This is a genomic window from Burkholderia sp. AU19243 (genome assembly GCF_018148075.1).
Taxonomy (GTDB): Bacteria; Pseudomonadota; Gammaproteobacteria; order Burkholderiales; family Burkholderiaceae; genus Burkholderia; species Burkholderia latens_A.
The window spans coordinates 20131-43118 of the sequence record NZ_JAGSTV010000013.1 but is presented as its reverse complement, the minus strand read 5'-3'; the positions used below and the strand labels follow the sequence as shown (position 1 = coordinate 43118).

The 22988-nt window shown below is 65.1% G+C and carries 23 protein-coding genes; 13 read left to right on the top strand and 10 right to left on the bottom strand.

Annotated elements, in window-relative coordinates; all coding sequences use genetic code 11:
* The first annotated feature begins 101 nt into the window (after window positions 1-101).
* The 3 genes from KDW55_RS22310 (at window position 102) to KDW55_RS22300 (ending at window position 2572) form a co-directional block, all read left to right on the top strand.
* Window positions 102-1028, top strand: a complete 927-nt coding sequence (locus KDW55_RS22310; protein ID WP_069242504.1) for a LysR family transcriptional regulator — start codon at window positions 102-104, stop codon at window positions 1026-1028.
* Between the two features lie 111 nt (window positions 1029-1139).
* Complete coding sequence (gene folE / locus KDW55_RS22305) at window positions 1140-1769, top strand: GTP cyclohydrolase I FolE (RefSeq protein ID WP_040138988.1); 630 nt, start codon at window positions 1140-1142, stop codon at window positions 1767-1769.
* A complete protein-coding gene (locus KDW55_RS22300; protein WP_059548928.1) occupies window positions 1769-2572 on the top strand; it encodes an SDR family oxidoreductase in 804 nt (267 codons plus the stop codon). The genes folE and KDW55_RS22300 overlap by 1 nt, the downstream gene beginning before the upstream one ends.
* 276 nt (window positions 2573-2848) lie before the next feature.
* Here KDW55_RS22300 and epsC read toward each other — a convergent pair whose 3' ends face one another.
* Together epsC and KDW55_RS22290 are read right to left on the bottom strand one after the other, a co-directional pair.
* Complete coding sequence (gene epsC / locus KDW55_RS22295) at window positions 2849-3769, bottom strand: serine O-acetyltransferase EpsC (protein WP_040138986.1); 921 nt, start codon at window positions 3767-3769, stop codon at window positions 2849-2851.
* 137 nt (window positions 3770-3906) lie between these two features.
* A complete protein-coding gene (locus tag KDW55_RS22290; RefSeq protein ID WP_011659947.1) occupies window positions 3907-4140 on the bottom strand; it encodes a hypothetical protein in 234 nt (77 codons plus the stop codon).
* 279 nt (window positions 4141-4419) lie between these two features.
* On the opposite strand from KDW55_RS22290, the gene KDW55_RS22285 reads away from it, so the two are divergent.
* From KDW55_RS22285 to fnr, 3 genes are all read left to right on the top strand, one after another.
* Window positions 4420-4830 carry a DUF3005 domain-containing protein gene (locus tag KDW55_RS22285; protein WP_212161136.1) on the top strand — a complete coding sequence of 137 codons (411 nt, stop codon included), beginning with the start codon at window positions 4420-4422 and terminating at the stop codon, window positions 4828-4830.
* 680 nt (window positions 4831-5510) lie between these two features.
* Window positions 5511-5978, top strand: a complete 468-nt coding sequence (locus tag KDW55_RS22280; protein ID WP_069242501.1) for a universal stress protein — start codon at window positions 5511-5513, stop codon at window positions 5976-5978.
* A gap of 185 nt (window positions 5979-6163) precedes the next feature.
* Window positions 6164-6910: a fumarate/nitrate reduction transcriptional regulator Fnr gene (gene fnr / locus KDW55_RS22275; RefSeq protein ID WP_040138982.1), complete on the top strand. Its 747-nt coding sequence runs from the start codon at window positions 6164-6166 to the stop codon at window positions 6908-6910.
* 51 nt (window positions 6911-6961) lie between these two features.
* On the opposite strand, the gene KDW55_RS22270 is transcribed toward fnr, so the two are convergent.
* A complete protein-coding gene (locus KDW55_RS22270; protein ID WP_040138981.1) occupies window positions 6962-7855 on the bottom strand; it encodes a LysR family transcriptional regulator ArgP in 894 nt (297 codons plus the stop codon).
* A gap of 106 nt (window positions 7856-7961) precedes the next feature.
* Between KDW55_RS22270 and KDW55_RS22265 the strand changes: the two genes are divergently transcribed.
* Window positions 7962-8582 (top strand): LysE/ArgO family amino acid transporter, encoded by a 621-nt coding sequence (locus KDW55_RS22265; protein ID WP_059548922.1) that lies wholly within the window; start codon window positions 7962-7964, stop codon window positions 8580-8582.
* A gap of 368 nt (window positions 8583-8950) precedes the next feature.
* A complete protein-coding gene (locus KDW55_RS22260) occupies window positions 8951-9898 on the top strand; it encodes an aldo/keto reductase (protein ID WP_069242499.1) in 948 nt (315 codons plus the stop codon).
* Between the two features lie 300 nt (window positions 9899-10198).
* On the opposite strand, the gene KDW55_RS22255 is transcribed toward KDW55_RS22260, so the two are convergent.
* From KDW55_RS22255 to KDW55_RS22230, 6 genes are all read right to left on the bottom strand, one after another.
* Complete coding sequence (locus tag KDW55_RS22255) at window positions 10199-11161, bottom strand: fimbrial protein (protein WP_212161138.1); 963 nt, start codon at window positions 11159-11161, stop codon at window positions 10199-10201.
* Between the two features lie 246 nt (window positions 11162-11407).
* Window positions 11408-12130 (bottom strand): hypothetical protein, encoded by a 723-nt coding sequence (locus KDW55_RS22250; protein WP_040138978.1) that lies wholly within the window; start codon window positions 12128-12130, stop codon window positions 11408-11410.
* Window positions 12131-12275: 145 nt separating this feature from the next.
* On the bottom strand, window positions 12276-12629 hold the full coding sequence (locus tag KDW55_RS22245) for a hypothetical protein (RefSeq protein ID WP_040138977.1): 354 nt from the start codon (window positions 12627-12629) through the stop codon (window positions 12276-12278).
* A gap of 533 nt (window positions 12630-13162) precedes the next feature.
* A complete protein-coding gene (locus KDW55_RS22240) occupies window positions 13163-13888 on the bottom strand; it encodes an aspartate/glutamate racemase family protein (RefSeq protein WP_069242497.1) in 726 nt (241 codons plus the stop codon).
* On the bottom strand, window positions 13885-15105 hold the full coding sequence (locus KDW55_RS22235) for a DUF917 domain-containing protein (RefSeq protein WP_212161139.1): 1221 nt from the start codon (window positions 15103-15105) through the stop codon (window positions 13885-13887). Before KDW55_RS22235 ends, KDW55_RS22240 begins: the two co-directional genes overlap by 4 nt.
* Window positions 15095-17413, bottom strand: a complete 2319-nt coding sequence (locus KDW55_RS22230) for a sigma-54 dependent transcriptional regulator (RefSeq protein ID WP_212161140.1) — start codon at window positions 17411-17413, stop codon at window positions 15095-15097. Before KDW55_RS22230 ends, KDW55_RS22235 begins: the two co-directional genes overlap by 11 nt.
* Before the next feature lie 949 nt (window positions 17414-18362).
* Between KDW55_RS22230 and KDW55_RS22225 the strand changes: the two genes are divergently transcribed.
* From KDW55_RS22225 to KDW55_RS22215, 3 genes are all read left to right on the top strand, one after another.
* On the top strand, window positions 18363-19073 hold the full coding sequence (locus tag KDW55_RS22225) for a PadR family transcriptional regulator (protein ID WP_069242493.1): 711 nt from the start codon (window positions 18363-18365) through the stop codon (window positions 19071-19073).
* 36 nt (window positions 19074-19109) lie between these two features.
* The gene (locus KDW55_RS22220) at window positions 19110-19931 is read left to right on the top strand and encodes a siderophore-interacting protein (protein WP_059548909.1); all 822 of its coding nucleotides are present in this window, start codon (window positions 19110-19112) and stop codon (window positions 19929-19931) included.
* A gap of 118 nt (window positions 19932-20049) precedes the next feature.
* Entirely contained in the window at window positions 20050-20274 is a 225-nt protein-coding gene (locus tag KDW55_RS22215) for a hypothetical protein (protein ID WP_040140887.1), read from the top strand.
* 38 nt (window positions 20275-20312) lie between these two features.
* Here KDW55_RS22215 and KDW55_RS22210 read toward each other — a convergent pair whose 3' ends face one another.
* The gene (locus tag KDW55_RS22210) at window positions 20313-20894 is read right to left on the bottom strand and encodes an undecaprenyl-diphosphatase (protein ID WP_040138970.1); all 582 of its coding nucleotides are present in this window, start codon (window positions 20892-20894) and stop codon (window positions 20313-20315) included.
* A gap of 452 nt (window positions 20895-21346) precedes the next feature.
* Between KDW55_RS22210 and KDW55_RS22205 the strand changes: the two genes are divergently transcribed.
* Window positions 21347-22087, top strand: coding sequence for an acetoacetate decarboxylase (locus KDW55_RS22205; RefSeq protein ID WP_212198038.1), 741 nt, complete (start codon window positions 21347-21349; stop codon window positions 22085-22087).
* A 61-nt stretch (window positions 22088-22148) separates the two neighbouring features.
* Window positions 22149-22934: a 3-hydroxybutyrate dehydrogenase gene (locus KDW55_RS22200; RefSeq protein WP_011881120.1), complete on the top strand. Its 786-nt coding sequence runs from the start codon at window positions 22149-22151 to the stop codon at window positions 22932-22934.
* The last annotated feature ends 54 nt before the right edge of the window (window positions 22935-22988 follow it).

The window sequence follows — 22988 nt, the reverse complement described above, 5'->3', positions numbered from 1 at the left end:
TTGGTTCGAGTAATGGAAACAATTTGAGCGCTTTCCCGACTATGCGGCAACGCGATTTTGGAGATAAGTTGTATGCGTTTTCCGGATATTGGCCTGCTGCGATGAACCCGCTCGACCTCAACCTGATTCCGTACCTCGTCGCGCTCGACGACACGCGCAACGTCAGCCGCGCGGGCGACCTGCTCGGCGTGAGCCAGCCGCGCGTGAGCACCGCGCTCGGCCGGCTGCGCGAGTACTTCGGCGATCCGCTGTTCGTGCGCACGTCGCGCGGGATGGAGCCGACGCCGCGCGCGCTCGCGCTGCTGCCGGCCGCGCGCGACGCGCTCGCGCAGATCGAGCGCGGCCTGGTCGCGCCGCACGACTTCGAGCCTGCGGCAAGCACGCACACGTTCTCGATCGCGCTGTCGGACGTCGGCGAGATCGTGTTCCTGCCGAAGCTGCTGCAGGCGTTCGCGACGCACGCGCCGCACGCGAACCTGCGCTCGGTATCGCTCGCGCACGACGAACTCGGCCGCGGCCTCGAAGCGGGCTCGATCGATCTTGCGGTCGGCTACTTTCCCGATCTCGACGGCAACAACTTCTTCCAGCAGCGTCTGTTCACGCACCGGTTCGTCTGCCTGATGCGGCGCGGCCATCCGCTCGAACAGGCCCGCCCGTTCACGGCCGAGCAGTTTCTGTCGTGCGGGCACGCGGTGGTGCGCGCCGAAGGACGCAGCCAGGAGGTGCTCGAAAAATACCTCGCGAAGCAGCGCATGCACCGGCGCGCGGTGCTCGAGACGCCGCACTTCATGAGCTTGCCGTTCATCCTGAGCCGCACCGACCTCATAGCAACGGTGCCGCATGCGATCGGCTACGCGTACGCGGCCGAACACGCGTTCATCGTGCCGGTCGAACCGCCGCTGCCGCTGCCGCGCTTCGACCTGAAGCAGCACTGGCATCGCAAGTTCCACAACGATCCGCGCACCGCATGGCTGCGCGGCGTGGTCGCGTCGCTGTTCAACGACGAGCAGGACGAATGGCCGAAGTAAATGCGGCTGAATGGCCGGCGAACGGCGTCCGCACGCACGACCCGCGAAAGCATGAAACAATGGCCGGATATCCGCGCCGCCGCAGGCGGCCGCATTCGATGGAGCGACTAGATGGGTAAAAAAAACGCGCGGCCGGAGCCGGCCGCATCCCGCCCGAGCCGGGAGGAAGCGGAGGATGCCGTTCGCGTGCTGCTGCGCTGGGCCGGCGACGATCCGAACCGCGAAGGGCTGCTCGACACGCCGGCGCGCGTCGTGCGCGCATATGAAGAGTTCTTCGCCGGCTATGCGCTGGAGCCGCGCGACATCCTCGCCCGCACGTTCAGCGAGGTCGACGGCTACGACGAGATGATCGTGCTGAAGGACATCCGCTTCGAGAGCTACTGCGAGCATCACATGGTGCCGATCATCGGCCGCGCGCACGTCGCGTATCTGCCGAACCATCGGGTCGTCGGCATCTCCAAGCTCGCGCGCCTGGTCGACGCGTTCGCGAAGCGCCTGCAGATTCAGGAAAAGATGACCGTGCAGATCGCTGACACCCTGTTCGACGTGCTTCAGCCGAAGGGTGTCGGCGTGATCCTCGAGGCTGCGCATCAGTGCATTTCGACGCGCGGCGTGCATAAGCCGGGCGTCGAGATGGTTACGTCGCGCATGCTCGGCACGTTCCGCACCGATCCGTCGACGCGACGCGAATTCCTGTCGATCGTCGCGAATCCTTCTTCAGTCAACCTGACGAACACGTAATGCAGTCCACGAAGCAAACGGCGGACGCGCCGGTCGTGCTCGTGACCGGCGCCGCGCGCCGGGCCGGGCGCGCGTTCGCCGAGTATTTCGCCGCGCACGGCTATCGCACCGCGGTGCACTACGATCGCTCGGCCGATGCCGCGCACGCGGCGGCACACGCGATTGCCGAGCGCGGGCCCGATTCGGCCGCACTGCGGGCCGACCTGTCCGACGCCGCGCAAATCACCGCGCTGATCGATGAAGTCTATGCGCGCTTCGGCCGTCTCGACGTACTGGTCAACAATGCGTCGGTGTTCTGGCAGGACCATTTCCCGAGCTTCGATCTGGCAGCGTTCGACCAGGCGTGGGCAGTCAACTGCCGCGCGCCGATCCTGCTCACGCGTGCATTCTACGAACGGGCGCGCGCGGCCGGCACGCAGGGTGTCGTCGTCAACGTGGTCGACCAGAAGATCAAGGAAAACTTCCACCGCGACCACTTCAGCTACACGGTCGCAAAGGCCGCGCTCGGCAACCTCACGCAGATGCTGGCACTGTCGTCCGCACCGGTATTGCGCGTGAATGCGGTGTTCCCCGGGCTGATGCTGCCAAGCGACGACCAGACGCAGGCCGACTTCGAACACGCGAGCCGCGCCTCGACGCCGCTCGCGCGCATCGCCGGGCCCGACGACGTCGCGAGCGCGATCCTGCTGCTGACGGGCAGCGCGTACAACGGCGTCGATTTCGTTGTCGATGCGGGGCAGAATCTGATTCGTGTCGACCAGGACGTGCTGTACAAGCATCGTTCGCCGGACGGCAAGCACTGACCGATCGGGCGTCGAAAGGCCCGCCCGCGCGGTCGCTTTCGTGCGTCGGTGTGCGGTGCGTCGGTGTGCCGTGTGGCGCGATCGCGTCGCACACGACGGACGGCGCCGGCCGCGCAGCAGCCGCCCCATCTTGCGTCGCCGGCCGCGCGCCGGTCGGAATCGCGTCGCACGTGAAGCAGCACGACGCGCTCCGCCTCCGTCTTCAATCGCTCGGCGCCAACGGCATTCGAGCCGTTTGCGCGCCGCCGTTACGCCGCCCGCCACGCGCAGGCCGCGTTACGGCTTGTCCGCACTGCCGCCTTCGCGAACCTTCCCTTGCGCGACGCTCGTGCCGGGCGGCACGCTGTGCGTGAGCCACACATTGCCGCCGATCACCGAGCCGCGCCCGATCGTCACCCGGCCGAGGATCGTCGCGCCCGCATAAATCACGACGTCGTCCTCGACGATCGGATGGCGCGCATTGCCCTTGACCAGCGCGCCGTCGCCATCGGCCGGGAAGCTCTTCGCGCCGAGCGTGACGGCCTGGTACACGCGCACGCGCTCGCCGATGATCGCGGTCTCCCCGATCACGACGCCGGTGCCGTGGTCGATGAAGAAACTCGGGCCGATCTGTGCGCCCGGGTGGATGTCGATGCCGGTGGCCGAGTGCGCGATCTCGTTGATGAAGCGCGCAAGCAGCGGCACGCCGAGCCGGTGCAACGCGTGCGCGAGCCGATGGTGCATCATCGCGAACACGCCCGGATAGCACAGCAGGATCTCGGTGATGTGCTGCGCGGCGGGATCGCCGGCATAAGCTGCCTGGATGTCGCTGACCAGCAGCGCGCGAATCGCCGGCAACTGCCGTCCGAATTCGCGCGCGATCTCGAATGCGCGTTCGTCGAGTTCCGCGAACGGCGTGTCCGCGTGCTCCGGCAGGAACGGCAGCGCCCGGCGAATTTGTTCGGACAGGATTCGAAGCGTGCTTTCGAGCGTATGGCCGACGTAATAGTCGACGCTTTCGTCGGTCAGATCCGGCGCGCCGTAGTGCGTCGGAAACATCGACGCGCGCAGGCCGGTGACGATCTTGCAGATCGCGTCGCGCGACGGCAATTCGCGGATGCCGCGCGGATGACGCGTCCGATGAAGTTCCTCGCGCGATTCGCGCAAGCCGGCGACGATTTCTTCGAGGCCCCACTGACGGGCGGGTGATGTCGACATATGCCAATGCAGGCAGCCGCGCGCGTTCGCACGGCCGCTAATAAAGTGACGGGTTCCGCAAGATTACCGCGTTTTCGTGCGGCAGCGGCACACCGGAGGATCGGCCGGACGGCCGATCTTGTCCGTGCGCGCCGGCGTCAGATCGTGATGCTGCTTGCATCGATCCAGCGCACGGCCCAATCGCGCGCGTGCGCGATCGCATCGCCTTCGTCGTTGAACTGGAGCTCGGTCGGAAAAAACCGGTTCGCGACGAGTTCCCCGTCGCTCGATCGCGAGATCACGACGTAGGGCTTGAACGAACCGTCACTGGCGCGCGCGGGCGCGCAATTCAATAGATATCCGCGGTGCGTGAAGGCAGTAGTCGCTTGCATGAGTCCGCCACCTTTAGTCCCTTGCTTTGTTGTTCGCTACCCGTCTTTAAGGGTGCTGCGGCGCCCCGGCGCGGGCAGAGGCGGCGAGACTGCGTCCCCTGTCGCCGCTTCGCAGGAAAAGAATCATACTCTGTAGAAAACGGGTGTTCTAGCTGAAATAAATCAGGACAAATCAGCGCGCGCCGCGCGACCGCGGCGATCGCCCCGCGCGCCGTTTCCCGCCGTGCCCGGAACGGGACTTGCTTGAATCCGGAGCGCTTCGCCGCCAGGAGAGCCGTGATGGAAACGTCAGCTCATGCGCGCGCCATGCACCCGCGCAGCATCGAACTGGATAACGAAGACACGCACGACAGCACCGTCGACACCGACGGCAAGCATCGCGAGGCGGCGCGTCTCGCGAGCGGCCATGCGTTCTCGCCCGACCAGATCACGCGCAGCAACGCGTCGCTGGTCAACGCGATGCCCGAGGCCGGCGACGGCTTTGCCGGTTTCGACAGCCGCCCCGGGGGGAATCATCCGGCGTTCGCGCTGCGGGCCGGCTACGTGGTGATCGAGAAGGGATTCGACGCGCCGCCGCAGGTGGCCGACGAGCTGTTCGGCCCCGTTCACCGGATGCACGGCAGCGCGTACTGGCCCGTTCACGGACGGCGCCCGGAACGCGTGATCGAAATCACGACGGTGCCGAGATAGCTTCCGCGGCGTTTGAATCGGGCGTTCGATTGCTTGGCCGGGTTCGAACGTAGCCCGCGGTGACGCGTGCAAACCGGCCGGCGCGGGCGCGCGTTGCGTGGCCGGTCCGGATGCGGGTGATCCGTCGTAGCGGCGCGGCCCTCGATAACGGCGTCGGTTCCCGTTCGGCACCATGACGCGATACAGCGACGAGCACCGCATTCCGCACGGCATCGATGCGCGAGGATTGATCGACGTCACGTCGTCGCGATGCAATTGCGATTCAATGGACGCGACGGCGCGGCGCGGCACGCATTCGTCGCCAGCCTTCCATGCGGCGCGTGCTCGGGTGGTGCGCGGTCGCGAGCCGGGCCGCCGCCCGAATCCGCAAGCGCAGTAACCGACGATGATTCGAGATATCCACCCGTCGCGCGCGGCGACGGGTGGGATCAGCCGTGTCGACGGCCGGCGCGAACATCGCATGCGTCGCGATCCGGCGTGGCGATCGCTCAGCTCAGCATGCAGCGCGCGCCTGGCCGGGCGATCGCCATGCGCCGCGCAGTCGGAACGGCCGAGGTGCAGCGGCCCGGCAACCGGGGCGTCGCTGCAAAGTCCCGGCCGTTGGTTTACTCTGCCTCGCAGCAATGCTTGGCCTGCGGCCATTCGGCCGGCTTTCGTTCAACCCGCCACACGGAGACACTATGTACAAGCGCATTCTGGTTGCCATCGACGGCAGCGACACGTCGCGCCACGCGTTCGACGCCGCACTCGCGCTCGCGAAGGAGCACGGTGCGGAGCTGCAGCCGTTCTATGTCGTCGAGAACGCCGCGATCTATTACAACGTGCCGGGCTACGATCCGTCCGTGCTGCGCGACCAGCTCGTCGAACAGGGCAATGCGCTGGCGGCCGATTTCACGGCACTGATGCAGGCGGCCGGCGTGAAAGGCAAGACGTTGATCAGCGAGGCATCGTCGCTCCACGACGTGTCGACGCTGATCCTCGATGGCGCGAAGGCATTCGGAGCCGATCTGCTGGTGCTCGGCACGCATGGGCGCCGCGGGTTCCGTCGGCTCGTCCTCGGCAGCATCGCCGAGCAGTGCGTGCGGCATGCGACGCTGCCCGTGCTGCTGATTCCGGCCGCCGCGCATACGGACGAGCAGGAAGGCTGAGCGGCAGCGGTGGTGGCGCGCCGCGACGCGGTGCCGTGCAATGCGGCGCGCACGCGCGCTCGCCCTGCCTGCACGCCGCTGCGCCTGCCGCGGCATGTACGCGCGGTCGCGACGTTTTGTCACCCGACAGTCGCAACTTGCGGTGGGACAATGATTCCGTCGATTCAACGCCGGAGTAACTCATCATGCTGACGCCCGTCGCCACACGTCCCGCCGTCTCGTCCCATGCAGGCAACTGGGCTCCCCGCCAGGCGCCGCACTGCTCGTCGTGCGCGATGCGGCATCTGTGCATGCCGCAGGGCCTCGCACCCGAAGCGCTCAGCCGCCTCGAATCGGTGATCTGCGCGGCGCGCCCGGTCAAGCGCGGCGAAGCGCTGTTCCGCGAAGGGGACGCGTTCGACAACCTGTACGCAGTGCGCTCCGGTTCGCTGAAAACCGTCGCCACGCGTCACGACGGCCGCGAGCAGGTCACGGGCTTGCATCTCGCGGGCGAAGCGCTCGGTCTCGACGGCATCTGCGACGACACGCATCCGCGTACCGCAGTCGCGCTGGAGGACAGTTCCGTCTGCGTGATTCCGTACAGTGCGCTCAAGGCGCTGTGCTCGGAAGCCGGCTCGATGCAGCTGCGCATGCACAAGCTGATGAGCGAGCAAATCGTGCGAGAAACGACGCAGACCATGCTGCTCGGCTCGCTGAACGCCGAAGAGCGCGTCGCCGCGTTCCTGCTCGACGTTTCGTCGCGCTACCTGAAGCGCGGCTACTCGCCGTCGGAATTCAACCTCCGGATGACACGCGAAGACATCGGCAGCTACCTCGGCATGACGCTCGAAACGGTCAGCCGCACGCTGTCGAAGTTCCAGAAGCGCGGCCTGATCGAGATGCACGGCCGCCTCGTGCAGATCGTGGACTTCGACGGCCTGCATCACGTGTGACGCCGCGGCGCATACCTCGGCGCCCCCCGTGTCCCCACCCCGTCCGCTCGATCAGTCGAGAAATAGCGCGGCGCGCGCCTTCAGCGCCGCGCTGAAATCGTCGAGCCAGCCGATCGACAGACGCCAGCTCTGCCAGTAAAGCTCGATATCGACGGTCCGTCCGCGCGACATGTCGACCAATTCGCCGGCCGCCAGCTGGCGATCGACCATCCGGTCCGGACACATTCCCCACCCGAGCCCCGTTTCGCATGCGCGCAGGTAGCCCGCGACGTGCGGAATCCAGTGTTGCGGCGGATCGAGATCCGCGCGCGTCACCCGCCGGATGAACCGCGCCTGCAGGCCGTCCTTCGGATTGAACATCACACACGGCGCCCGGCGCAGCGCATCGCGCGTGATGCCCGTACCGAAATAGCGCTCATAAAACGCAGGCGAACACACCGCGCGATAGCGAATGCGCCCAAGCCGCGTCGACCGGCATCCCTGGATCGGCTCGGCCTGCGCGGTCACCGCACCTTGCACGCTGCCGTCGCGAATTCGGGCGGCCGTGTAGTCCTGGTCGTCGATCACGAGGTCGAGCAGCGTTTCGCGCTCGGTGCAGAACGGTCCGACCGCATCGATGAACCAGGTCGCGACGCTGTCGTCGTTGACGGCCACGCGCAACGTCGGCCACGCACTCGCGATCTGGCCCGGCAACGCCGGCATCCGGCCGCCGAGTTCCGCCTCGAGCAACTGCACGCGCTCGGTGTGCCGGCACAGCAGCGCGCCCGACGTCGTCGCGACGCACGGCTGCCCGCGCTTGACGAGCACGCTGCCGACACGCTCCTCCAGCAGTTTCACGCGCTGCGATACCGCCGACGGCGTGACGTTCAACTCCTTGGCCGCCCGCTCGAACGAACCGTGCCGGATCACGGCCGCGAGGGCATCGAGCAACGCATAGTCGAGCATTAGATTTCCTTAATCTACATTAGACGAATTAGCTTCTCTTATGTCCACTCTGCCCGCAGACTAGCGCTAACCGTTTGCTTCGTCTACTGCTGCCACGCTCCCCATCATGAACTGGATCGCCTTTTCCCACGGAGCCGCCCTGTGCGGTTCGCTCATCGTCACCATCGGCGCACAGAACGCGTTCGTCCTCCGCCAGGGCATCATGCGCTCGCATGTCGGCAAGATCGTGCTGCTTTGCGCACTGTCCGACATGATCCTGATCGGCGCGGGGGTCGGCGGCGCGTCGGTGCTCGTCGAACGCTATCCGACTTTCGTGCACGTGGTGCTGTACGTCGGCCTCGCGTATCTCGCGTGGTTCGGTTTCAACGCACTGCGCCGCGCGTTCAAATCCGCGCACGAAACACTCGACGTGCACGGCGACGTAGTCGCGCCGCCGCCGCAGAGCGCGATCGCGATCGTGCTGATGACGCTCGCGTTCACGTGGCTCAACCCGCACGTGTATCTCGATACGTTCCTGCTGATCGGTACGGCCGGTGCGCGCGAACCGCAAGGCGCGCGCGTCGCGTTCGCGATCGGCGCGATGTCGGTCAGCGTCGTGTGGTTCCTCGGGCTCGGGTACGGCGCGCGACTGCTCGCGCCGTGGTTCCGCAAGGCCATCGCCTGGCGCGTACTGGATGGCGCGATCGGCAGCATGGTGCTGTTTCTCGCGGCCGTGCAGTTGCGATAGCGCGTTGCGCTACCGATCGATCACGGGCGGCCGCGTGCCGCCCGTTTTTCGCTTCGGCCCGGCGTTGAAACCTACATGCGCGCCGGTCGGCACCGTGCCGGCTGTCGCGCACCGGCGACGCGAAATTCGGCTCCAGATCCAACCGAACCGCACGGCCTGCCTATGTAACGAGCGCCGCATCTGCTATGCGGTGCCATCTTTCAGCGTTCGCGGCCGCACGCCGCCTGCACGATTCCGGGCGATGCGCGAGAATGATCCGGCGTCCCGCGACAACGGCGCACGTGCTTGGCCGAACCGCCGTCCCGTCGCATTCGTCTCGACCCATCACGTCGTTCGATTCCTTCTCCTCGCAGACATCGGAGCGAAACATGGCACTACGCACTCTCGGCACGTCAGACATCCGGGTTTCACCCCTCGCATTCGGCGGCAACGTCTTCGGCTGGACCGTCGACGAGCATGCATCGTTTGCGCTGCTCGACGCCCTTGCAGATACGGGCATCAACTTCATCGACACCGCCGACGTCTATTCGGCCTGGGCGCCGGGCAACAACGGCGGCGAATCCGAAACGATCATCGGCAAGTGGCTCAAGCGCTCCGGCAAGCGCGAACAGGTGGTGATCGCGACCAAGGTCGGGATGCTGCAGGCGCGCGCGGGCCTGACGAGGGAGAACATTCTGAAAGCCGCCGACGATTCGCTGCGGCGGCTGCAGACCGACTACATCGACCTGTATTTCTCGCATCGCGATCTCGCCGACACCGCGCCGCTCGAAGAAACGCTCGGCGCGTACCAGACGCTGATCGACGCGGGCAAGGTGCGCATCATCGGCGCGTCGAACTACAGCGGCGCGCGTCTGCGCGAAGCCGCCGACATCAGCCGGCGCAACGGCCTGCCCGCGTACCAGGTGATTCAGCCTGAATACAACCTGGTCGACCGCGCCGAATACGAACGCGACCTCGAACCGGTCGTGCGCGACCTGAAGCTCGGCGTCGTCAACTATTACGCGCTCGCGAGCGGCTTTTTGTCGGGCAAGTACCGCAGCGAAGCCGACCTGAAGAAGAGCGTGCGCGGCGACCGTGTCGCCCGCTATCTCGATGCGCGCGGCCTGCGCATCCTCGCGGCGCTCGACGACGTGTCGGCGAAGCACGGCACGCAACCAGCCGCGATCGCACTCGCGTGGCAGATCGCCCGGCCGACGATCACGGCACCGATCGCGAGCGCGACGTCGCTCGAGCAACTCGCGCTGCTCGGCGAAGCAGTCCGCGTGCGGCTGGACGACGACGATATCCGCAAGATCGACGCGGCCAGCGCGGTGTGACGCCGTTCGGCTACGGACCGGTGGCTTGACTCGCGACGATGCGCGGTTCCAACCGTCGGCCCGGGTCACGCGCCGCTTCGGCATCGGTTCGCAGCTTCAACGGGCGTTGCGCAGCGCCATCGACGATGCACCGTAGTTCGCACCTCGCGCGGCTGAATTGCGCCCGACTCGAAAAACCCCGCGAAACGCGATTTCGCCGTTGCTCGTCGTGCGCAACCGCCCATCGGCCAGCGCGCGAACTACGAGCGTGTCGGTCGATCAGCCATGAACTCCCGATGGCAAGCGACCTCGAACGGCACACTACTGATAGTTGATCGTCATTGTCGCCAATGAATTCACGGTGCCACCGCCCGGACGCCCGTTTGTCGCAATGTACTCGGCCGCAAGGTTCAGCATCACGGAGTTGTCCGTCACCGGCATCGATGCCGAGTTTCCGATGCCGTTCGCGCCGAGCGTTGTATTGTCGTCGGCTTTCGACAACCGGATTGCCACGCCCTTCGCAGTGCCGGTATTCCGAAAAGCGCTCGGCATATCCGCATCCGGATCGCCGGTGAACGAGAAGCTCACTTGCTTGACGCCAACCGCACAGTTCTCCATCGCTACCGAAAACGTCTGGCGGCCGGCCGTACTACCGACCGCGGACAACCTGCTGGTCGAGACGCTCGGCAGCGGGACCACCCTGTTTCGATCGCCTACCCGAAGATCACATGTACCGGGCGAGAAACGGATCCGCCCGTTGATCAGATGATTGAAATTCATGGCGGGTTGCGGATTGACTCCGTAACGGCCATCTAGTTGGAACACCGAATAGTTGTTTATCGAAGTTTCGCCGGTGGCAGGCGCGGCCCCTTTTCTCAAAAGGACCAGTGAATAGCTAATGTCGAACTCCTGCTCGTACCAGAACCACATCGGCCGGTCAATTGTCAGCCCGGTCGGAATCGATCCATCGCTCTGACGATACAGTTTCCCCTTGTATCGAATGGCGACCTCTACCCCCTCTCCCACCACCGCATTGCGCGGATTCACCCAGAAGGAAATGGGCTCCTTGATGTTGGACGAACAGTATATGTGCTGACTGATCGCCCCGGATTCCCAAATGACCCCGCCTTCTTCCATTGATGCAAGCACGTAAAGATCGCCGGGCAACGTCGTAACGGCGGTTACAGGGCCATTCTCCTTGCCCTGCCAGCACGACAGCGCATGCGCATCCAGCGGCCCGATCAAACACATAACAGTGATCAATGTCGCCTTTATCAAGCTCATGCGGCACCCCGTGGTCAAAAACTGGATTGTCTGCACCGGGGCTCGCAGGATCTATAAGACGAGTACGATTTCTGTTAAAGAGCGTCAATATTGCACGGTCCGCAGCCCGGCTCGGCAGCGCAAATTTCCGGCATCCGCACACACATTGGTTCGCATGCCGCGATCCTTCAGCCTCACGAGACGCGAGCGTATGGCCGCGAATGCCGGTCATGCGCCCGCGCCGCAACGCCGGCGCGACGCAACACATCAGCCGAGCGGCGTCAACGAAATACTTGCGTTCGTCGAATCGGACACGCTGTCCGCGTTCATCACGACCCACTGCTGATTCGCGCCGAACAGCGGAATCGAGATCGACGACTCGGTCGTGACTTGGACCTTCGTGTTCGTGATCGCATAGGTATCGCCGGGGAACTGCGACACGTTGGCCGGATATTGGTCATCCGGCGCGTTCAGTACGTAGACGGCCACCTGTCCTGACGAATTGAACACAGCGAAGTAGAACGAATTGATGCCCGACGATACGTTCAATACATACCGCTGCGCACTCGGCACGAAGTAGTAGCGGCTGTACTTGTTGAACGCATAGCGCTCGCCGTTGGCCTGCAGGTTGGTGTTGTTCAGGCCCGACGTATTGGTCGGCATCGCCTGGCTGCCCAGCCACGCTTCGGCCTGCGCGCCGTTGCCGGCCTGCGGGTCGAGCGTCGCCGTCAGGCTGGCCGAGCCGCCGTTGCCCGGCCCGGAGAACGTCAGCAACGCGGCCGACCCCTGATTGCCGGTCGTTTGCGCGATCTTGACCTGAACGTAGTACTGGTTCGCGCCGACCAGATCGATCGGCACGTCCTGCGCCGCCTGCGTCGTGTTGTACAGAAATGCGACGTTGATCGGGTTCACGATCGAATTCACGGCCTGCAGCGGATTGCCTTGGCTCACCACCAGGCGATTGCCGCCGTTCCAGTTTTGCGTACCCATGATGAAGCTCCGTATCGATTACAGCAGATTGTCCAGAGACGCGCAGAACGCGCCGTTCGCGGCGTCGGCTGCGTCGTCGCCCTGTCGCCTCCGGTGGCGGAGCGCGTGTGGGCCCCGCCATCGGCGGCGAATGGCGTGACGACTGTCAGCACTTGCCCCACAGCACGATCGTGTAGACCGCGGTGCCGTTGAGATAGACGGTTGCCTTCAGTCCGGTCGGAATGAGGGTGCCGCACGTTTGCGCGCAGACCTTCAGTTGCCCGCCGACCGGAACCGGAATTGGCAGCGTGATGCAGTAGTTTCCGTAGATCGGAATCGTGAAACACAACTTGCGGGTCGCGGGATCGTAGGTCGCTCCAACGCATACCGACAGCTTGAGCGCTTCGACGCCCTCGAGCTGGACATTGCCTTGCCGGGAAACATCCCCGTCGAAACCCGTTGCGGCAAAATTCGGCACGTGTTCGTTCGTGCCGTTTTCCTGACATGAGCAGCCTGACATGATGACTTCCTCTCAGTGTGGATCCGTAATCGACGTGCACGAACGGATCCGTAATCCGCGCACCATGACGTCCGTCGGGTAATCCACTTGATCGCATCGTGACGCATCGATTTGCATGCCTAACCATCTGGCATCCGACACGCCGTCGATCATCCCGCCACACGCCGCCGGCAACCGAATCGATGGTGTCGGTGGTCCCCTCGCCTCACCGTCGCCTGGCCGCCCGCTGAAACATCAAGCAACGCCTGTGCCAACGACGCATTCACGCATGCGTACGGTATTGGAAACCGATGCGGGGCCGAGAAGCGGACGGCGGCGTCCGCGGCGCGCACGCACCGTGGACGATTTCGTCCAGTCGCATGCGGATGCGCTCGCGGCACGGCCGATGACGGCACGCACGACGCGCGCGAGCATATCCGGCGTGCACGTGATGACGCACGCTCGGATTCGAATAAACGGGGAGTAAAACGGCGGCGCGTCGGGAAATCCGGTGCGATGCACGGTGTCGCACCGGAAGGGCGCCCGCGGGCCGGTCAGCCGCCGGCAGCGACTTTGCTGTACGTAAGCCGGCTTGGCCGCACGCGCATGCGCACCAGAGAGACGAGCAACGAGAAGCCCGCATGATTGGGATCGATCACCGGCACGTACGTGCCGATCGCTTCCTCGATCAGTACCGACACACGCGCCGCCACGTCGACGAAACCCGTGCAGCCGAGCAGGATCGATTGCGCGCCATCGTCGGAGATCGCCTTCATGGCCTGCTCGAAGGTTCGCGCGACCACCACGTCGACGTTGCCCAGCTGGTCCACCGGGCAGTCGATCGCGCGAATCGACGCGAACGTGTCCTGCAGGCCGTAGCTTTGCGGATGCCCGCGTTGCATCGCGAGCGTACTCGGCAGGATCGTGATGATCGAGAAGCGCTGGCTCAGCATCAGCGCCGAAAACGCCGACGTCGGAAAGCCGCCGATGATCGGGATGTCGATCGCTTCGCGCGCGGCCTCCACGCCGCACATGTCGAAATCGGTCAGCCAGATGCCGTCGAAGCCGTCGCGCTCGATTGCCCGTGCGAGCTCGACGACGGGCATGCCGTTCTCGAGCCAGTCGGTGCGGTTCTCGATGTCGGGATGGCCGGCCGCGATGTTGCGGATGTCGACCTCCACGTCGGGCGGCACGACCGGAGCGACCGCCTTCATGATTCGTTCGTTGAACCGGGCAGTCGCGACCGGCACCAGTACGCAGATCCGAAGCGGCTTCGTCATGATGCATCTCCGTGGCGGTTGGCCGCCAGCGATTCCACAGGAACGTACGGCCCGAGATACCCGAGCGACGCGAGCAATTGCATGAAGCTGTCGAGAATCAGCCCGCCAGGACGGGACAGCTCGGGGTCCGCGCGCCACGCGAGCAGTGTCACGGGACGCTTGCCGACGGCCGGGTTCAACGAGCCGTCGTCCATCAGCAGATCGCCGTTGGTGAAGATCGACTGGCCGTCGCCGCCGACGAAATAGGCGATGCTGTCCGGCGACAGCACGATGGGTTCAGGACGGCAACTATCCCATGCAAGCAGCGACTCGTTCTGGTAAAGCACCGTGTACATGTGCTCGCCCGCACGAATGCAGATCCTGCCAACGTCGAAGCCGCCGGTGGTGTCGACCTGGGCCGACACCAGCTCTCCCGGCTCGGACACCGCGCGTGCGGCGATCCCGCATTCTGCGGCCAGATACGCGATCATCTGCGACGCGCTGCGCACGTCCCCGCTCTTCACCGCACGGCCGAGTGCCAGCGCACGCGACAGCGTGGCGCGGATCGGCGTCGCGCGACGAATCTCCGGCGGCGTCATCACCCACATCGCGAGGCCGCCGAACTGGCCGAATTCCGGATCGGCAACCACCGGGCGCAACATCTGCTCGACGATCGCCGACACGTCGCGCTGGTGTGTCGCGTTGCCGCCATCGCCGTTGCGCGGCGTCACGTCGAGCTCGACGCACAAACCGCCTTGGCTGACGAGGAAGGCTGGGCGCGGATCGATTTCGGCGGCGGCGAACGTCAGCATCGGCAGCGACGGCACGGCGCGCCCGGCGCCATCCGCGTCGATCACCGCGAGGCCGAGCTTCGCGGCAACCAGTGCGGCCACGGTGAAGCCGAGCGCACCGCTCTCGGGCGGCATGACGTACGCGAGCTTGCGGCCCTGCGATGCAAGCCGCGCCTGGACGTTCTGCACTGCCATCACGGGCCCGGTCGGATACAGCGCCGAATTGATCGCCTCGGGCGCGCCGAGATAGGCGACCATCACGGCTTCGCCTTCAGTCGCCTCGTCGACCGGCACCACCGTGACCGTATCGACCGCGTAGTAGTCGCCGCGGCGAAACTGGCTGGCAAGATGGCTGGCGGAAATAGTGGTTCCGCCACCACCGCTTCCGAAAAACGCTGCGCCGAGCAGCAGCGAGGAGAGGTCTTCCTGACGCAGTTCATAGCTCATTTGCGAGTCCTTTTCTGGACGGGGTAGGGAACATGTCGCGGTGGAGTTCGGCAAGCAGAGCGCGCGCGTCCGCAAAGCGCGGCAGCGGATCGGGCGCAAGCGCGCGCAATGCGCGCTCCAGCGTATCCGCCGCTTCCGCACGGCGGTCGGTGTGCCGCAGCAGCTCGGCGAGATAACGGGCAGCGTCCACGCGCGCGGGTACCGACCCTAGCGCGAGCGCTGTCGACAACGCGGTGCGCAGACCCTGTTCGGCCACGACCGGATTGCCGAGCGCCCATTGCGCGCGCGCGCGTACGATCAGCAGTTCGCCAAGGTAGACGCGCTCCTGTCGGGCCAGCACCTCATCGAGCGCGATCGCCGTAACCACGTCGCATGCGTCGGGCCGGCCGGCGCGAAGCAGCAGCTCGCCATGTCGCCATGCCTTGAACGAATGGAACAACGCGCCGCCGTTGCAGACGACATGATTGTCGTAACCGTCCAGCATCATCTCCTCGGCTTCGCCGAACCGGCCCAGCGATTCGATGTGACAGGCGCGAAACACCTGACCGACCCCGCGATAGAACGCGAAGCCGTTTGCCATCGAGATCGATTCGAGCTGGCCTGCCAGCGGCCCGAGCCGCTCCATGTCTCCGAACAGGCAGGCGAGCCACGCCGCCCCTTGCAGGTTGACCGCGCGAGCGAATACATGCGACTCCTGCGCCCATGCGCGCTCGATCAGCATCTCCATCGCGCGCCGTGCCTGGTCGAACGCACCGACCTGATATGCCGCGAGCCCTTCGAACGTCAGCGCGAGACTGGCCAGATCCAGCCCCTGCGAACCGGTGCGCGTGTCGTCGCGCGCGATGCCGAGAAGGTTGCCGCGCGCGAGGCATGCCAGCGCTTCCTCGCTGTCGCCGAGCCAGAACAGCGTATTGCTCATCGCGACGTTCGCTTCGTCGAGCGCGTTTCGCGAGCCCGTAGCCTGCGCGCGCTGCAGCATGTCCTGCGCCGTCGCGCGCGCCTGCTTGAGTTGCAACGACGTCAGTTGAGTCGTCCACACTCCGAACTGGATCGACGCAATTTCCGCCGCATCGCACACGCCTTCGCCGATCGCAAGCGCCGCGGCATAACATGCGGTCGCCTCCGCATACAGCCAGCCATGCACGCTGCGCAGGCACAGGGCGAGCAGCCGGTACGCGTCAAACTGCAGCCGGCGCACATCGTCCTGCTCGTGGTTGGCCTGCAGCACGTCGAGGCAGCGGCGCAGCGGCGCGATCGCATCGGTAAAGCGCGAAGCATCGATCAGTGCGCTCGCGCGCTCCAGACATTTGCGCGCCTCGCGCCCGTGCTCCTCACGCGCTTTCAGACGCCGCTCGATCGTCTTGCGCCCCACTCCGAGCAGAACCGCCGCCGCGCTCTTGTTGTGTCCCGTGCGTTCCAGCGCACGATCGATCATCAGGTTCTCGGCGGCCGCGAGCTTGTCCCGCCCGTCCAGCTGCAGCAGCATGTCCGCAAGACTCGAGCGCGACACCGAGCCGGCCGTCTCGTTCGCGAGGAACGGCTCGAGCGTTTCGACGTCGACGTGCGTGCGCTCGGCGAGCACGCTCAGTTGACTGACCAGGTTGCGCAATTGCCGGATGTGGCCCGGCCATGCGTGCTGGCACAAACGCCGGATGGCGGCTGGCGAAAATTCGAGATGCCGCGGCTGCTGCGCGGCAAAGTGCGCGACGAGCGCCGGGATGTCGTCGACGCGCTGATCGAGACCGGGCACCGTGAGCACGAATACCGCCAGGCGGTAGAACAGGTCTTCGCGAAATCGGCCGTCGCGGGCCAGTTCACGCAGATCGCGATGCGTGGCCGCGACGACACGCCCCTCGAAGCGCAGGCTGGCCGACGCGCCGATCGGACGGAATGTGCGCGTTTCGAGCACGCGCAGGAGCTTCGGCTGCAGCGCCAGCGGAAGTTCGCCGATCTCGTCGAGGAGCAGCGTACCTTTGCCGACCGCCTGGAACAGACCGGACCGATTCTCGCCGGCGCCGGTGAACGCGCCTTTCACGTGCCCGAACAGCTCCGCTTCGACGAGATGCTCGGGGATCGCGCCGCAGTTCACGTCCACGAATGGCTGATCGTGATGCAGGCTGCGTGCGTGTACTCGCCGCGCGACCAGTTCCTTGCCCGAGCCGGTGGGGCCGACGATCAACAGCGCATGGTCGGTCGGCGCGACCCGGTCGATCATCTGCATCAGCTGGCGAAACGGCGGCGACGCTCCGATGAACGTGCGCTGATCGTCCTTGTCCGGGACGAACGGGACGAACGAGGTCGAATTCATCGGGGGAGGCGCGGCAGTGCAAGCGCGCTCACGGACCGGACGCGTCGTGGCAGCGCGGCCCCGGGGCGGCCCGTGCGGACTTCCCGCGTCGTGCGGCACGATTCCGTTTGCTTGGAATCGCACACGATGAATGCCGGCACGCGTAGCCGCCCGGCCGGAAAATCGCCTCCGAACGTGCAGCGCCTTTCGATTAAATTAAATGAAATCGATTTCCACGATGTTCCGTGCTTTTCCGCGAAATATGATTTCCCGATAGCGCGGAAGTCGGCTGACGCCATTTCCCCGACATGAATTCGCATCGCGGCCACTTTTTCGAAATAGTGGCGCGCAGAATGGCGAATGACGAAACGAATCGACACGACGCCCCCGGATCAGATGTTGGTCTCATTGTTTTGCCTGCAACGGCGCGACGTGCGGGACCATGCATGGCGCTGCGCCTTGCGGACGCAACGCACAGCCTGCGCCCGGTCGAACACGGCGAGCCGCTCGACGGCCCGGCGGAACGATCGACGGCTGGCACTGCGCCCACGGAAATCAGGCCGCTAATGTCCCACAGTTATTTGGTCCCGCGCTCACGACGTGTCGTCGCAGAGAAATATTACGAACTCGTCATTTAAGTTATTCACGAACGAACATTCCGTCATCCATATCGGAATATCGAAGGCCAATTCTCAAAATTAAGCTACGGCCGAAGTATAGGATTTTGCATTCCGATATCCTCTCCTTCATAAAAAATTAATTGAACTCAAAACCCGGTAGTAGGGTAATACCCGTATATGGGTGACGCCGGTAATGAGTTTTCGACTGCGTGCCCGCAATAATGAATCGGAGTATTTCGAAAGCGTCGGGACGTCGCATGCACGCCCCATCGAGCCCCAATAAACGTCCTTGACACCCTATCTTTCGATATATATCTTTAGATATGTTTTCCGATATATAGGACTCGATCATGCGACACATCCCCTCCCGCGGCCATGTCCGATGCGACGGACATGGCGCGCATACGCGCGCCGACTGGTTCGTCGGTCTCTGGCACGCGATCGGCCGCCACCGCCGCGGTCACGACCCATTCGGCGGCGGCCCGTTCGGGGGCCGCGGCGGACGCGGCGGCTTTGGAGATTTCGGCGACGATGGCATGCCGCGCGGCCGCCAGTTCAGCTCCGACGATCTCCAGCTGCTGCTGCTCGCGCTGGTCGCCGAGCAGCCCAGCCATGGGTACGAATTGATCAAGGCGCTCGACACGCGCTCCAGCGGTTTCTACAGCCCGAGCCCGGGCATGGTGTATCCGGCGCTGACCTATCTCGAGGAAGTCGGCTTTGTCGTGTCGCAGGCGGAAGGCAACCGCAAGCGTTACGCGCTGACCGACGCCGGCCGCGCGCATCTCGACGCGCAGCGCGAGCGCGTCGACACCCTGTTCGCGCGCCTCACGCATCTCGCGCGCAAGATGGAATTCATGCGTCGCGCATTCGCCGGGGAATCGACCGGCGGCGACACGCAGGACGACGCGCAGTCCGGCTGGCTGCCGGAGTTCGTCGAGGCCCGTCTCGCGCTGAAGCGTGCACTGCTCCACAAGAGCGCTGCAGGGGCCGACGAACAACGGCGCATCGCGGCGATCATGCGCCGCGCGACGGCCGAAATCGAAGGCGGCACCGGCGCGTAACGCGCGCGCCCGTCCACACTCAAGGAGAACGGATTCATGCAGAACCCACCCGAACGCACCGTTACCCGCGTGCGCCATACGCTGAAGTTCCGCCTGCTGCAGGTCGTGCGCGTGCATGCGGTCACGCCGCATCTGCTGCGCGTCACGCTGAGCGGCCCCGACCTCGCGGATTTCGAATCGTCGTCGTTCGACGATCACGTGAAGGTGTTTTTCCCGGCGCCCGGTGCGGAACGGCCGACGATGCCGACGCTCGGTGCGAACGGCCCCGAGTTTCCGGAAGGCCAGCCGAAACCGGTTGCCCGCGATTTCACGCCGCGCCGCTTCGATCGCGCCGCGTGCGAACTCGATCTGGAATTCGTGTTGAACCATCCCGGCCCCGCATCGCAATGGGCAGCACAGGCGCGCGCGGGGCAATGGCTCGGTATCGGCGGCCCGCGCGGTTCGTTTGTCGTGCCGACCGATTTCGACTGGCACCTGCTGATCGGCGACGATACGGCGCTGCCGGCTATCGCGCGGCGTCTCGAGCAGCTGCCGGCCAATGCGCGTGTGGCCGTCGTGCTGGAAGTCGCGGATCGCACCGCGCAGATTGCGTTCGACACGCGCGCCGACGTGCACGAGATCTGGCGTTTTCGAGCCGAAGCCGATACCGCCGACGGCGACGCGCTGCTGAGCGCCGTGCGCGAACTGCCGCTGCCGTCGTCCGGCGACGGGTACGTGTGGGCGGCGGGTGAAGCGCAGTCGATGCGCGCGGTGCGCCAGCACCTGACAGGCGAGCGCGGCATCGACAAGTCGCGGATCCGCGCGGCAGCCTACTGGAAACGGGGCGCAACGGCCGTGCACGAAACGCTGGACGACTGAGCGGACAGGGCCCCCCGTGCATCGGCGGGCTTGGCATCCGCGGGGCGGCTGGTATATATGTATGTCTGCGACGCCGCTGTCGGGCGACAGCCGCCGCAGCCCCCAGGAGCGCCAGGTCATGACAAAAGAAAGCCACGCTTCGCCGTTCCTTCGCAACCTGAAAATCGCCGGCTATTGCGGCCTGGCAGCGGTCGTGCTCGCGCTATTCGTCGCGATGTGCGCGATCCTGAAGGAAAGTTCTCTCGAGCGCGACGCCGCAAGGCAGCCGGGCGAAACGCCCGAACTGCACGATGCGGGCGGCGGCACTTCGGCATCGGCGGAGTCTGCCAAGACGCCCGGCTGACGGCGTCCGGCGCATCCGCTCCCGCGTCGTTCCCGCGCTCAGGGCATACGTTCGCGCCCCATCATCACCGCGTGCACGACGTCGCCGATCCGTTCGAGCAGTTCGACGACCCGTTGCCCATACACGTGTGCGCCGAGCGCACCGGCCGTGCCGACCAGCACGCCGCCGACCATGTCGAACGGCCAATGCACGCCCGCGTACACGCGCCCCCATGCAATCGCGATGGCCATCGCGATCATCACGTATCCGGTGAGCCGCGTGGTGCCGGCGAACAGCATGCCGATCGCAAGACTCCACGCGAACGTCATGTGATCGCTCGGAAACGAGCTGTCAGGCGCATGCGGGATCAGTTGCGTGCCGACGCCGGCCATGAACGGCCGCGGCGAGAACCAGAAATGCCCGATCACCTGCGCGAGTACGAGCGCGACGCACGTGCCGAGGCCGGCTTCGATCGCCTGGCGCCGCGTCGGCCGCTCACCGAAGATCCAGGTCGACAGCAACATCGCGGGCAACGCATAGACGAGCCAGTCGGCGGCGAAGATCGCGACGCGGGCGATGCCCTGGTGCGGCGCGTTGCCGGCATTGATCGCGGAAAACAGGATGAGATTGAGGTTTTGCATGAATCAGGTTGCGTGGGGCGTAAGGATGGGACAAGACCGGGCGGGCCGGTCGGACGCGAACGATGCTAGTGCTCACTCGCTTAAGCGCCGCTTAATGCGCAGCCCGATCGGCGATGTGGACTCCGACTTGCGCGCGAGCGCACTTAGATCCCGCACTGCAACACAAGTTCACACAATTGTCACACTGGCGCGTAGCCGTCTCCCGTAAAAGCTCACCAAGCGTCCCGTAAAGGCTCACCTTCTTCACATCATCGCGTCATCGAAGCGTGCGAGGATCGGGCGCTCCCCGGCCATCCGTGTCCTTCGTACCGATCGCCTCAACATTGCCCGGTAAATAATTCGAAATCGGCAACAATTAATTCCATATGCGGCATCGCACAACGGCATCGCACAGGCATAGGATTACGAGCTTGCGAGCATTCATCCACGAAGCGATCAACAAAGGAGTCCGCATGAAAACGAGCGATGTCCGATCGAAAGCGTTTGCGATGCCGTTGACCAGCCCGGCATTTCCAATGGGGCCGTACCGTTTCGTCGATCGTGAATTTCTGATCATCACGTATCGCACCGATCCGGACCGTCTGCGCGAAATCGTCCCGGAGCCGCTGCAGATCACCGAGCCGCTCGTCCATTACGAATTCATTCGCATGGCCGATTCGACCGGCTTCGGCGACTACACCGAAAGCGGCCAGGTGATCCCCGTCGAATACAACGGCCAGGCCGGCGGCTATACGCTCGCGATGTATCTCGACGATCACCCGCCGATTGCCGGCGGCCGCGAGTTGTGGGGCTTCCCGAAGAAGCTCGCGTCGCCGACGCTGCACGTGAACACCGATCACCTGCTCGGCACGCTCGACTACGGGAAGGTGCGCGTCGCGACCGGCACGATGGGTTACAAGCACAAGGAACTCGACATCGACGAGCAGACGAAGCGCCTCGCCGGCCCGAACTTCCTGCTGAAGATCATCCCGCACGTCGACGGTACCGCGCGCGTATGCGAACTGGTGCGCTACTACATGCAGGACATCAAGATGAAGGGCGCGTGGACCGGCCTCGCATCGCTGGAACTGGCGCCGCATGCGCTCGCGCCGGTAGCCGACCTGCCGGTGCTCGAGATCGTCGAAGCGCGCCACATCATCGCCGATCTCACGCTGGGCCTCGGCGAAGTCGTCTACGATTACCTCGCCCAGTAACCATACTGATACGTCGGCAGTCCTTTCTCCCTGTCAATCCTTTCACCACGGGAAATCCAAAATGAGCAACCTGAATGGCAAGACCGCAGTCGTCACGGGCGCCGCAAGCGGCATCGGCAAGGAAATCGCACTGGAGCTGGCGAAGGCGGGCGCGGCAGTCGCGATCGCCGACCTGAACCAGGACGGCGCGAATGCGGTGGCCGACGAGATCAACAAGGCAGGCGGCAAGGCGATCGGCGTCGCGATGGACGTGACCAGCGAAGACGCGGTGAACAGCGGCATCGACAAGGTCGCCGAGACGTTCGGCTCGGTCGACATCCTCGTGTCGAACGCCGGCATTCAGATCGTCAATCCGATCGAGAACTATTCGTTCGCCGACTGGAAGAAAATGCAGGCGATCCACGTCGACGGCGCGTTCCTGACGACGAAGGCCGCGCTCAAGCATATGTACAAGGACGACCGCGGCGGCGTCGTGATCTACATGGGTTCGGTGCACTCGCACGAAGCATCGCCGCTGAAGTCGGCATACGTGACGGCCAAGCACGGGCTGCTGGGCCTCGCGCGCGTGCTGGCGAAGGAAGGCGCGAAGCACAACGTGCGCTCGCACGTCGTGTGTCCGGGTTTCGTGCGCACGCCGCTGGTGGACAAGCAGATTCCGGAGCAGGCGAAGGAACTCGGGATCAGCGAAGAGGAAGTGGTGAAGAAGGTGATGCTGGGCAACACGGTCGACGGCGTGTTCACGACGGTGCAGGACGTCGCGCAGACGGTGCTGTTTCTGTCGGCATTCCCGAGTGCCGCGCTCACGGGGCAGTCGTTCGTCGTCAGCCACGGCTGGTTCATGCAGTAACGTCGCCGCGTCCGTCGCGGGAAGCAATTCCCGCGGCCTCGCTCATTTCCACGC